The sequence below is a fragment of the Kaistella haifensis DSM 19056 genome, from assembly GCF_000735695.2.
Classification (GTDB): Bacteria; Bacteroidota; Bacteroidia; order Flavobacteriales; family Weeksellaceae; genus Kaistella; species Kaistella haifensis.
On sequence record NZ_JASZ02000046.1, the window covers coordinates 1 to 12,522 of the forward strand.

The following is a 12,522-nucleotide window of genomic DNA, read 5'->3' on the forward strand; positions in this document are numbered from 1 at the left end:
CCAAATTGTAAAGGTGTTTCAGAAGCAGACAGCCCACCATAAACCGGATCGGATGGCTTGCGTTTCCTTTCTTGGAATATAGGGAGGCGAATTCTTTTTCAAAATAATTCCAATCAACTTTTTCTGCAAGCAAAACAAGTTCGTGCGTATTATCAATAAAATCTATCAACATAGGACGGAATAATTCTGGCAGTTTCTCTGGATTTTTTCCCAACATATTTGCAAGGTTTTAAGGCTCTAAGATACAAAAGCCTGCAAGAAAACACAAGTGAAATATTGATTAAAACACTAATATTCAATATGTTAAACACATTTTAAGGAGCGACTAGATAAGTTAATTAAATGATGAATCCCGCTTTACTCTGGTAAAGCGGGATTTTTTTATGAAATCATTTCGACGTTTCGTTTTTAATTTTCAGTTTCACATTCTCTGTTCTTTTTCTAATTCCTAATAAGCAACCTATTACACCTATTGCTATTTTTGGTAACCTTTAAAACTGAAAGAATGTGTTTACCTTTTATCAAAAAATCTAAAGTATATAGAACTAATTTCTACTCATCCTAGCGGTTTTCTAACCATTATTTAAAATTAAATTTCACAGTAAACATCACTTGACTCGGACGAATGTACATGGTTCGTTTGGTTGTCAACAAGAATTCCGGACTGTAGGAAATATCTTCAAAAGCTTTTTTGTTTCCGATATTCAACCATTTGATTTCAAAATCGATTTTCTTTTTAGACCAAGTATATTGGTAAGAAAGGTCGTAGAAAGAGTTTCGGTAACTTTCGCTGCCCGATTTTGTATTCAAATCGTCCCAGAAGAAACCAATCGTGTGATTTTCCATTGGATAAACATAAGCGGCAAGATTGTGGCTCCAACCGGAATTTTTCTGTGAAATATTGAAAGATTCGTTGATGTTTTCTGTCCAGTTCAGCGAGATGTTGTAATCTACACTTAACCAAGAAAAATAAGTATTGTTAAATTTAACTCCTAGATTTTGGCGGTTTGCTTTTGTTCTTTGCAAATCATTATAAAAAGTAAATCCGTTGGAATTGCTATTCGAAAAACTTAATGAAGCATTGGTCTTGAATTTCGGGAAATATTTCCCGATTTCCGCACTTTGTGTTCTGGAAATCACCTTATTATCAATCGCTGCCAACGACAATTGCGAACTGAATCCCTGTCCGGTGAATTTTTCGATAATGTTTCTATCATTCGTGTTATAACCAAATCTTACGTTGAAAAAGAGGTTGTTTAGCGGATTTCTGTATTCTAATCGGGTCCCCAAATTTCTGGAAAGATATTCCGGCATTAAAGGATTTTGAGCATCATACCTCATCGTGAGTCCCAAAGGCGAGGTGAGCATTTTTCCGCCATATAAAAATCCGAAATTTCCGAAATCATACGATTGATTGGCAAAAACCCACCATTTGAAAAACGATGCAAAATCGTAAGAAGCAAAAATACTCGGCTCGAAAACCGTTTTATTGTTGTCTAAATACTGGTTTCTCAAATTATCTTTATAAGTAATTCCATAAAAATTCAATGGCAAGTTGAGGCTTAAATTGAAATTACTCGCTTTATAATTCACTCCAACTTGAGTATATGGCTGTATTTCATTCCATTCCATATCATTCTCATATTCCGATCCGTAGCTATTAAAATTAATATTTTCGCCCAATAAAACAGATTCCAATTTATTGAAACTCAAATTGAGTCCGATTTCCGGAGTGAAAGTGAATTTTTTGTAACTAAAACCCACCGAAGCAGAGTGATTCGCAAGCAATGTATTTGATTTTGCAAACTGTTGGGAAATATTGAACTGATCGGCTTCCGGGAAATTTTCTTCCATATTCAGGTAAGAAGATGGATTGATCGTCAATGTTTGTTTATCGGTTTGATAACTGAAATAACTCATCACGTTGAAAAGCTTCTCTTTCCAAGGCAAAATAGCGCTTAATGAGTTCTGAATCATTCCTGAAGGCGAATGTAAACCTTGCGTTGAAGAATGATTTTCCGCATACGTATTTCCCAACGCATCTTCCTTGATGGCGTTTCTTTGGGTCATTGCGTCACTTTCATTCCAGAAACCGTTCCAAGTTGTTGTGTTTTTAAAGAAACCTTTTTTCGCATTTTTCGTGAAAATCAATTCTCCTTTTGCAGCATTTGTGTAGAAATTATTGGCGGTAAAAGAGGTTAATTCTCCTCCGCTGGTTAATCTCGGCGACCCTACTTGGAAGATTTCAAGTTTGTTATCGCTTCTTTCGATGCTATTGTTGGTATAACTTGCGTTGGCTTTCAGTTCCCATTCTTTATTTTTGAAAGGGTTGGTTAATAAATTTGCCGAGAAAAAATGAACATTATTTTGTAGATATCTTTTCTCCGGAACATTGGGAACATCGGCGGTTTCGAGGTTGGTCCAGCTTTTTTGCGAGGCCTGGCTTCGTCTTCCTTCCCACCGGTTTCCGAAACCTAAAAGATTGCCTTCTTTCTCTACACTTTCGCCATTATTATTGGCTTTATAATTCACCACCCACTGGTTTTTTTGTCCGAAAAACATCGGAGTGAGTTTTACATTCCAAAGCAGCGGATCCATTCCTACACCAACTTCTCCCCTTCCGGTCATGGTTACCGTCTTTTTTAGCACTACGTTTAAAGCTGCGTTTTCTGAAGGAACTTTATCCTGAAGAATTTTCACGGGTTGGTGATTTTCCATCACTTCTACTTTTTGTACCGCATCTTTAGGCAATGAATTGTTCACTGTTCCGTAACCGCCTTCCATTAAATCTTTCCCATTCACATAGAATTTATTGATCGGCTCACCCTGATAAAGCACTGAACCATCGCCATTCACTTCAATTCCGGGAATTTTCTTTAAAACATCTGCCAAGGTACGATCAGCTTTGCTTTCAAAAGCTTTCAAATCATAAGAAATGGTATCTCCTTTTTTAGTAATGAGTTTGGTTTTCAGTTTCACTTCTTTGATTTCTGTGGCATCGGAATCCATCGTGAAATTGAGGTTCTGATTCTCATTTTTAATGATTTTTAAAAATGATTTCTGGTTAAATGCTTTGGCTTTCAACTCTACATTTTGTTCAGCAGAAGTGAAAGTTACTTTAAATTCCCCTTTAGAATTGGTAATGGAATACGCCATAATGGCGTCTTTGCCTTGTTCTTCGACTGTTACACTTGCACTGGGAATTGGATGCCCATCCGAATCCGTAATTTTTCCGGAAACCGTAGTTTGGGCGTAAGTGATCATTGAAAAAAACAAAAAAGTAAATAGGGAGGAGAATGATTTCATTTATATTTTTTTTAAATTAGTACGCGCACCTTCATTTTTGTTACATGATCGATTGATAAACAATGAATAGTATGGTTCAAACTTCTATCCTTTTTAGATAAAAACTATCATATGATAAAGATTTGAAATTTCTTTTTTGCTAATTTTGCAACTTAATATTTAATTAATATGGGACTTCATTTAACGCCGATTGATGTTGTAGAAGACATTAGCAAAGAAGAATTCCGGGAAAAATATCTGCTTCCCCGAAAACCAGTTGTTATCCGAAATATGGCTAAAAACTGGCCAGCTTACCAAAAATGGACCATGGAATACATGAAGGAAGTAGTGGGAGATGTGGAAGTGCCGCTTTATGATTCCTCAAAAGCAGATCCTTCTGCGCCGATCAATGCTTCTGCAGCGAAAATGAAGTTCGGAGATTATATCGACTTGATTCAAAGGGAACCCACCGATCTGCGGATTTTCCTTTTCGATCCTATCAAATCGGCACCGAAACTTCTCGAAGATTATATTTCACCAAAGAAACTCATGGGTGGTTTTCTCGATAAATTTCCCAATATGTTTTTCGGTGGGAAAGGTTCCGTTACGTTTCTTCATTTTGATATTGATATGGCGCATATTTTCCACACGCACTTCAACGGTCGAAAACATATTCTCCTTTTCGATTACAAATGGAAAGACCGACTTTACAAGATCCCGTATGCAACTTACGCTTTAGAAGATTTTGATATCGCCAATCCAGATTTCGAAAAATTCCCGGCTCTTAATGGAATTGAAGGGGTTGAATGCTTTTTGGAACACGGCGACACTTTATTTATGCCCACCGGTTGGTGGCATTGGATGAAATACCTCGACGGTAGTTTTTCTATTTCGCTTCGAGCTTGGGATAAATCATGGGCGGTAAAAGCGCATTCTCTTTGGAATCTTACGATTCAAAGGAATTTTGATAACTTCATGAAAGCCAAATTCAAGAAAAAATACATGGATTGGAAAGAAAGAAAAGCCATAGAAAGAGCCAATTATGCTCTAAAAAAAGGGCTACCAAAATAGTCAGATAAAAAAAATAGCAAATCTAACAGTTTGCTGTTTTTTTTTCTGCAAAAGAGGCAAAAGAAATGATTGGAAAACAGCATTTCAAAAGACTGCAAAACCCTAAAATGTAATTTTGCTCACTTTTTAAAATCTTTAAACCAAAAAAAACTTTTGTCCCTTTTGTGGTTTAAAAAAAGTTCGCCAAAATAGTAAGATAATAACCGCAAAATACACTGTTTGATGTTTTTTTTAACCGCAAAAGAAAGAATGGAAAACAGCATTTCAAAAGACTGCAAAACCCTAAAATGTAATTTTGCTCACTTTTTAAAATCTTTAAACCAAAAAAATCTTTTGTCTCTTTTGCGGTTAAAAATAAACGCTTCAACTAAGGAATTCTAAAAATAGGATAGAGATTCACCGAACCTTCGAAATATTCTGAATTTTTGTAAATCCAATCCAATTGAGCTTTTCCGTCGTTTGCAAACTCGGGATTTGCAATTTTTTCAAACTCAAATGCGGTTCTTAAAACCTGACTGTTCTTAAGCAATTCTGCCGCGGTATCTTCAAAAACATAGTCGGAAAGGTATTCTTTCTGTCCTAAAATTCCATCAAAAAAATTCCAATTGAAGAAAGAATCGGTTGCTTCCGGCTCCAAAGTTTCCAGCAAATATTTTACGCCAAATTGCTTGGTAGAAACGATAAAATCTCCTTTTCTGAAACCTCTGTTTTTAATTTCAGATTTTACCTGCGTTTCGTAATGAAGATAATGACCTTCGTAAGGAGTTTTCACCGTTTTGAAATCGGAAATTCGGTATTGTTCAACGGAAATCACCGAATCCCGGGAAATTTCCTTCATGCTGATGTTGTTTCTTTTCAAGTGCTCAATTACTTTATACTCCGATTTTGGAATGACGTAATAGCGAGGAATAGCGATCTTTTTCGTGGAAATATATTCGTCAAAAAACTTCACTTTTCGGGTAAAAGGTTTGGTTTTATCGTAAAATAATCTGGGTTTTCCGGAAACTTCGCTAGGTTTCTTTCCGGCTTCATATCCTTTAAAATCAATCAATTGAAATTGTTTTTCATTCAGTTTCCATTGCAATGAATACTGATTTCCCGGTTGCAAATTAGCGATGTTTTCATCCATTTTCTTGCGGATTTCGGTAGCATTTTTCTCTACATAACGAATGGAACTCAACATATACTCATACGTCGCAGCTACGCGATCTTTGTAAGGTTTCAACATGTGGGTTTCGGCAACAGTTCCCATGGTATTGAAAAGTGCAGTGTAACCAGTCGCATAACGCGGAGAATCCATAAACGCAGGAAAACCTTCATCCGGAGAATCACCGTGAATATTGACATAAGGCGTGGTGAGCATTCCTTTTTTCTCCAACTGACTGAGAATTTCCGGTTGCATTTTTTCATTAAAATACTTCCCTAAAACGGTTCCCAATCGTTCTTTATTCGTAGAAATATAGGTGAACAAGTATTGGTAATCTGCGCCGTTACTTACATGATTATCAATAAAATAAATCGGTTTGAAATATTGAAAAATCTGCTGGAAACTTTTGGCATTTTCCGTATCATTTTTAATGAAATCGCGGTTTAGGTCGTAATTTCTTGCATTACCGCGGAAGCCGTATTCTTCCGGTCCGTTTTGGTTGGCTCGGCTGTATTTTCCTCTTCGCAACATTCCTGAAATATTGTAGGATTCCACCGCTGCAATTTTAATATTCTTTGAAGAGATTTTCCCCGTTGCCAAATCGCGCATCAACATCATGGTGGCATCAATTCCGTCGGGTTCACCGGGATGAATTCCATTATTAATGAGGATTGTAGCGTTATCTTTATTTTTTGAAGGCGTGAAAACAACAACTTTTATCGGTTCTCCGTTATCATCTTTCCCGAAATTTTCGATGGAAATACTTTCGAAATTTTGATCGAGTTTCTCATAATATTTCACCATTTCTTCATAAGTGGCGGTTTGGTTTCCGTTGCCTTTTTCGTAGGGAGTTTGAAAATCTTGAGCAAAGGAAAATACGGTTTGAACCAGAAAAAGCAGCGTTATTTTTTTCATTAGTAGAAAGTTTTAATTAAAAAGTCAAAAGGAGAAATGAAAGAAGATTTAAGAGAAAAGCATAAAAATTTGAACTTTGTATAAACTTATCCTTTCTCCAAAGAAAAAAATATAAAATAAGCTGTGCAAATGTAATTATGAATAGCGGAATAACTGAAAATTCCATTAGTGTTCCTAAAGTAATTCCAATATTAAGAAATAATTTGGTGGAGATAACCAAAAATAATATATAAAAAAGAATTATTGTACTAGTTATTGTTTTCCAATTCATTTTATAAAAGTAATAAAAAATCCACAGAAACAATTTCTGTGGATTTTATATATCTTGATTCTTGGATCTGAAATCTTGAATCTATTGATTTAATCATTCAGTTTCAATACCGCCATAAATGCCGTTTGCGGAACCTCTACTCTACCGATTTGCTTCATCTTTTTCTTTCCTTCTTTCTGCTTTTCAAGTAGTTTACGCTTTCTGGAGATATCACCACCGTAACATTTTGCGGTAACGTCTTTTCTTAATGCTTTGATGGTTTCTCTGGCGATAACTTTGGTTCCTAAAGCCGCCTGAACAGCAATATCAAATTGTTGTCGTGGAATTAATTCGCGAAGTTTTTCGCACATTCTTTTTCCGATGTAATAGGCGTTGCTTTCGTGAATTAATGAGGAAAGTGCATCGACCATATCACCATTAATCAGGATATCCATTTTCACCAATTTTGATGGACGGAAACCAATTGGATGATAATCAAAGGACGCATATCCTTTTGAAATGGATTTCAAACGGTCATAAAAATCAAAAACAACTTCCGCCAAAGGCATATTGAACACCAACTCTACTCTCTCTGAAGTAAGATAACTTTGGTTGACGATTTCACCTCTTTTTTCAATACACAAAGTCATCACCGGACCTACAAATTCGGATTTGGTGATGATGGTGGCTTTTATATAAGGTTCTTCTACCCGATCCATCGTAGTAGGATCCATCATTTCCGATGGGTTATTGATCAAGATTGCTTTTTCAGGTTCTTTCTTGGTATATCCGTGGTAAGAAACGTTCGGAACGGTGGTAATCACGTCCATATTGAATTCCCTGTCGAGTCTTTCCTGAACAATTTCCATGTGAAGCATTCCTAAAAATCCACATCGGAAACCAAATCCAAGCGCGGCTGAACTTTCTGGCTCGAAAACAAGTGACGCGTCATTCAATCTCAGTTTTTCCAATGAAAATCTTAATTCTTCAAAATCTTCTGATTCTATCGGATAAATCCCGGCAAAAACCATAGGCTTCACCTCCTCGAATCCTTCAATAGGAGCTGCAGCACCATTCTCGAAAGTGGTAATAGTATCTCCTACTTTCACTTCGCGGGCATCTTTGATCCCGGAAATAATATAACCTACATCGCCTGTTTTGATTTCTTTTTTTGGAACTTGTTTTAGTTTTAAAGTTCCTACCTCATCTGCTTCGTACATCTTATCGGTCGCCATAAATTTGATGCGCTGACCTTTCTTGATGCTTCCGTTTACGACTTTAAAATAGGCTTCAATTCCCCGGAAAGGGTTATAAACAGAGTCAAAAATAAGCGCCTGAAGCGGTCCGTCTTCATTACCAACTGGAGCAGGAATTCTTTTCACAATTTGCTCCAAAAGTTCATGAACACCTTCGCCGGTTTTCCCGGAAACGCGGAGTACATCTTCATAATCGCAACCGATAAGATTCATAATCTCATCGGTTACCTCTTCCGGATTTGCTGACGGTAAATCGATTTTGTTGAGGACAGGAATTATGGTTAAATCATTTTCCAACGCCAAATACAAATTACTAATCGTTTGTGCCTGAATACTTTGCGCAGCATCTACGATCAGAAGCGCACCTTCACAAGCGGCGATAGATCGAGATACTTCGTAGGAGAAATCAACGTGGCCCGGAGTGTCGATCAGGTTGAGAACATATTTTTCTCCATCCAGCTCATAATCCATTTGTATTGCGTGAGATTTTATGGTAATTCCGCGTTCTTTTTCCAGATCCATATCATCCAAAGTTTGCGATTGCAATTCTCTTTGGGTAACGGTATTGGTGTATTCCAAAAGCCGGTCAGCCAAAGTAGATTTTCCGTGGTCGATATGTGCAATGATGCAAAAGTTTCGTATGTTGTTCATTAAATTCTAGATAGTTTGCAAATTTAGTATTTTTTAGCGGATTTTGTTGAATGTTTAAAATGGCCTTGATTTCTTCAATAAAACCTCTGAAATCCGCTAATTTTAATAGAATAGATTTTTAATTTAGAAAAAAGAACGACCTCCGCAAAAAAATTACAGAGGTCGTTCAAACATTAAAAAAATAAACTATTATGGTCGCCTGCGCTGCGGAAGGGTTTTCCCGGATCCGTCTTGTTTTTTGTCTAATATTTTGTTTCGCATCTTCCCTTCGGTTTGGTACATCTGAAGTACTTGCTGTGGCTTAATCACTCTCATGAATTTCTGCGAATATAATTTTCTGTTATCCAAAAGTTGTTGCCCGATTTCGAAACTTTCGTTGAGCCTTCTTTTAGCCTCTTCATCGCTCATATTATCATAATCTTCACTGGGTTTGAAACGGCTTTTGATCTCGTTTTGCTTCTCTTGATACTCAGCAAAAAGGTTTTTAAACTCAATTTGTTCATCTTCAGCAACCTCCAATTCTTCTACCATCATGTTCTCCCGAAATTGCTTCAACAACGTCATTCTATCGTCTGGACTCATATTTTGGATCAGTTCTTTTCGCTGTTCAGGTTTCATTTTCTTCCAATCATACTTCTGCTCTTGAGCAAAACTATTGTTGGATGCAAATAGCAGAACCATTACTATCAATAAAGTCTTTTTCATGTCTTTTTCAATTTAATTATACAGATCCAAATAAATATCTTGTTCCGCATTTTTCCCTAAATCCGCCAATTCAGTGGAGGTAAAACTCGATAGTAGTTGATCAACTTGAACTTCTGGAGTTTGCACTGCAGCTTGTATGTTCTTGCTTGCAACCTTTTTTGTTTCTGCATTTTCAGCAACATTTATTATTGTTTTGCTTTCTTTTGGATCATTTACTTCGATGGAAGTTAAATCATCATTTAAAGTTTGATAAGCAATTTTCGCTTCACTATAAGGTTTAATGATTGATTCTGAATTATTTACAATACTTGTATTCTGGTTAGAAATTTCTGTTGCGGTTAAGTTTTGTGGTTCTGCTTTTTCATTTTGGTTAATAACAAAAGTAGCTCCAAAAACCATCGCCATTGCCGCGGCAGCAGCGTACATCCAGTTCAGCTTCACGGTTTTAGTTTCCTTTATTGGTGCGGTTTCTTTCAATACATTTGCCTGAATTTCCGCAAAGAAACTTTCGTCGGGAACTTTGTAAATATTTTTACGTTCTAAATGTTCTATATCTAAATTTTTCATCTTAAAATGTGGCTTTTCAAATTCAATCCAATAAATTATTCGGTGTAATTCGCTTTGATGTACACTTCAACTTTTTGTTTTGCGTAATGGTAATTTGTTTTCAATGTTCCCACCGACATGTCGAGAATTTTCGAGATTTCTTCGTATGGCAAATCATCATAATATCTCATGGTAAACACCAATTTCTGCTTTTCCGGCAAGGATTGAATTGCTTTTTGCAACAAAACCTGAATTTCCTCGGCCTCCGCAGAAACATTATCAGCAACCAGATTTTGCAAGTGATGTTCGGTTTCTTCATCCGATTTTTGCATTCTTTTCGATTTTTTTAGCTGTTGCAAAGATTCATTGGTTGCGATCCGATAAAGCCAAGTGTATAAATGGCTGTCCTGCTTAAACTGATGAAAATTCTGGTATGCCTTAATAAAAGTATCCTGCAAAGTATCCTGCGCCAAATCATGGTCTACCACAATTCTTCTGATATGCCAATACAACCTGCTCTGATATGCATCCATCATCTGGCGAACTCCCTGTTCACGGGTTTTTTCGCTAGACATCAACTCGATAATTTCGCTTTCCTGGATCTTCATTGAGATGCTTTCGGGATTTTGATGGTAAATTTACTTAAAAGTTAAATTGGTATTTCAATTTTTAGTCCAAAGCAAAATAATTATCTTTGTTAATAATTAAATTTTAATGAAGATTGTAATCATCGGGTCCGGCAACGTCGCTTATCATTTAGCGAAAGCGTTTTCTCAAAAAGATATTCCCGTTACCCAAATTTTTGGCCGCAACGAATTGGCACTGAAAGAAATTTCAGAAGAATTTAAAATTCCTTTTTCCACATCAGAAATTGCACACGCAGATTTGTATTTGATTTCAGTAAATGATGATTCGGTAAAGGAAATCTCACAGAAAATTAATAATGAAAATGCTTTGGTAGCGCACACTTCCGGATCTTTGCCGAAAGAAATTCTCTTGGGACAATATAGAAAAGCCAGTTTTTATCCGCTACAAACTTTCTCGAAAGCAAAGGAACTTGAGTATGAAGAAATTCCGTTTTTTGTAGAAGCTGAAAATCGAGAAGATTTAGAAGTGCTGAGAAATCTCGCTTCTCAAATTTCGAAAAAAGTAACAATTTCCGATTATGAAAAAAGAAAATACATTCACCTCACGGCAGTTTTTGCCTGCAATTTTGTGAATCATCTTTTTGCAAGAGCCAAAGAAATTTCGGATTCCCAACAGATTCCTTTTAATTATTTTTTGCCATTAATCGATGAAACTGTTCAAAAAATTCATGAAATTGAACCAAAATCTGCACAAACTGGTCCGGCCGTGAGAAACGACCAAAGGGTTTTGCAACTTCATGAAGCTTTAATTAAAGATGAAGAACATCTTAAAATCTACAAAATTATCAATGAATCGATAAAGAAAATGTATGAGTTATAAATCAAAATTACAAAATACAAAAGCCTTTGTATTCGATGTAGACGGAGTTTTTACCGACGGGAGCGTCTACTTGATGTCCGATAACAGCATGTGCCGCGTGATGAATGTATTGGACGGATACGCAGTGGTAAAAGCAGTGAAAAATGATTACAAAATCTGCGTCATCACCGGTGGCGACGATCCTGCGGTGAGAAACCGAATCAATTATCTTGGGATTACGGATTACCACGCCAAAATTTCGGATAAAATTTTGAAATATGAAGAATTCAAACAAAAATATGGTCTTCGCGATGATGAAATCTTAACGATGGGCGACGATTTACCGGACATCAAAATGATGAAAGCTTCGGGGATTGCAACCTGCCCGAAAAATTCGGTTCCGGAAGTGAAAGCCATTTCAGCATATATTTCCCCAATCGAAGGCGGAAAAGGTGCCGTTCGCGACGTTATCGAACAGGTGATGAAAGTTCAGGGAAAATGGATGGAAGACGACACCAAAAGCACTTAAAATTTAAGGATGAAAATATTATTAGCCTCCAACTCTCCGCGAAGAAAAGAGCTTTTAACGAGTTTAAATATTGAATTTGAATCCGTAAAAGTTGATTGTGATGAAATTTATCCGAAAGATTTAGCGATCGAAAAAGTAGCGGAATACCTATCTGAACTGAAATCCAATGCCTATAAAAAGCTTTCAGAGAACGAAATTCTAATCACCGCAGATACCATTGTTGCGATTGGAAACGAAATTCTCGGAAAACCAAAAGATGAAAACGAGGCCAAAGAAATGCTCCGAAAACTTTCCGGAAATACCCATCTGGTTCTTACCGGAATCACGCTTCGAAGCACAAAAAAATGCGTTTCTGTGACGGATATTGCGGAAGTAGAAACTGAAATACTGACCGAAGAGGAAATCGGCAACTACATCACCCGTTGCAAGCCTTTCGATAAAGCAGGAAGCTACGGCGTGCAGGAATGGTTCGGCATGGCGAAGATTAAGAGCCTGTTTAAAAATTAAATTAGAAAAATTCGTATGGCGTTTATTTTATAAAATAATCTTATAAAAAACTGATTGTCAGTTGTTTATGTTGTTTATTTTCCGTAACTTGTTGGTTACTAATCAATTAAATTACAGTGAAAAATTACTCGACAAACATTTCTGACAATCAGTGGCAATTTATAAAAAAGACTTTGAACCTCAATGACAGAAAGCGAAAATATGGTTTAAGAAC

The 12,522-nt window shown here is 36.4% G+C and carries 10 protein-coding genes and 1 pseudogene; 4 read left to right on the forward strand and 7 right to left on the reverse strand.

The features are described from left to right. Both AP75_RS13185 and AP75_RS13190 read right to left on the reverse strand, forming a co-directional pair. A pseudogene (locus tag AP75_RS13185) lies at positions 1-217 on the reverse strand (IS5/IS1182 family transposase); the annotation flags it as partial. A gap of 362 nt (positions 218-579) precedes the next feature. Further along, entirely contained in the window at positions 580-3,264 is a 2,685-nt protein-coding gene (locus AP75_RS13190) for a carboxypeptidase regulatory-like domain-containing protein (protein WP_394335376.1), read from the reverse strand. A gap of 210 nt (positions 3,265-3,474) precedes the next feature. Here AP75_RS13190 and AP75_RS13195 point away from each other — a divergent pair, with 210 nt between their 5' ends. After that, the gene (locus AP75_RS13195) at positions 3,475-4,356 is read left to right on the forward strand and encodes a cupin-like domain-containing protein (protein ID WP_031502179.1); all 882 of its coding nucleotides are present in this window, start codon (positions 3,475-3,477) and stop codon (positions 4,354-4,356) included. 367 nt (positions 4,357-4,723) lie between these two features. Here the strand turns inward: AP75_RS13195 and AP75_RS13200 are convergent, their stop codons facing one another. The 5 genes from AP75_RS13200 to AP75_RS13225 all read right to left on the reverse strand — a co-directional run bounded on the left by AP75_RS13200 (position 4,724) and on the right by AP75_RS13225 (position 10,434). After that, a complete protein-coding gene (locus AP75_RS13200; protein ID WP_031502004.1) occupies positions 4,724-6,418 on the reverse strand; it encodes a M14 family zinc carboxypeptidase in 1,695 nt (564 codons plus the stop codon). 360 nt (positions 6,419-6,778) lie between these two features. Continuing rightward, the gene (gene lepA, locus AP75_RS13210; RefSeq protein ID WP_031502007.1) at positions 6,779-8,575 is read right to left on the reverse strand and encodes a translation elongation factor 4; all 1,797 of its coding nucleotides are present in this window, start codon (positions 8,573-8,575) and stop codon (positions 6,779-6,781) included. A gap of 189 nt (positions 8,576-8,764) precedes the next feature. Next, positions 8,765-9,280 carry a hypothetical protein gene (locus tag AP75_RS13215; RefSeq protein WP_031502008.1) on the reverse strand — a complete coding sequence of 172 codons (516 nt, stop codon included), beginning with the start codon at positions 9,278-9,280 and terminating at the stop codon, positions 8,765-8,767. A 12-nt stretch (positions 9,281-9,292) separates the two neighbouring features. Next, a complete protein-coding gene (locus AP75_RS13220) occupies positions 9,293-9,847 on the reverse strand; it encodes a hypothetical protein (protein ID WP_031502009.1) in 555 nt (184 codons plus the stop codon). Positions 9,848-9,882: 35 nt separating this feature from the next. After that, entirely contained in the window at positions 9,883-10,434 is a 552-nt protein-coding gene (locus AP75_RS13225) for an RNA polymerase sigma factor (protein ID WP_031502010.1), read from the reverse strand. 106 nt (positions 10,435-10,540) lie between these two features. Here AP75_RS13225 and AP75_RS13230 point away from each other — a divergent pair, with 106 nt between their 5' ends. Genes AP75_RS13230 through AP75_RS13240 form a run of 3 tightly spaced genes read left to right on the forward strand, consistent with a single transcriptional unit; the run spans position 10,541 to position 12,308 of the window. Beyond that, entirely contained in the window at positions 10,541-11,293 is a 753-nt protein-coding gene (locus AP75_RS13230) for a Rossmann-like and DUF2520 domain-containing protein (RefSeq protein WP_031502011.1), read from the forward strand. Further along, positions 11,283-11,801, forward strand: a complete 519-nt coding sequence (locus tag AP75_RS13235; RefSeq protein WP_031502012.1) for a KdsC family phosphatase — start codon at positions 11,283-11,285, stop codon at positions 11,799-11,801. The genes AP75_RS13230 and AP75_RS13235 overlap by 11 nt, the downstream gene beginning before the upstream one ends. Positions 11,802-11,810: 9 nt before the next feature. Then, positions 11,811-12,308, forward strand: coding sequence for a Maf family protein (locus AP75_RS13240; RefSeq protein ID WP_084186059.1), 498 nt, complete (start codon positions 11,811-11,813; stop codon positions 12,306-12,308). The last annotated feature ends 214 nt before the right edge of the window (positions 12,309-12,522 follow it).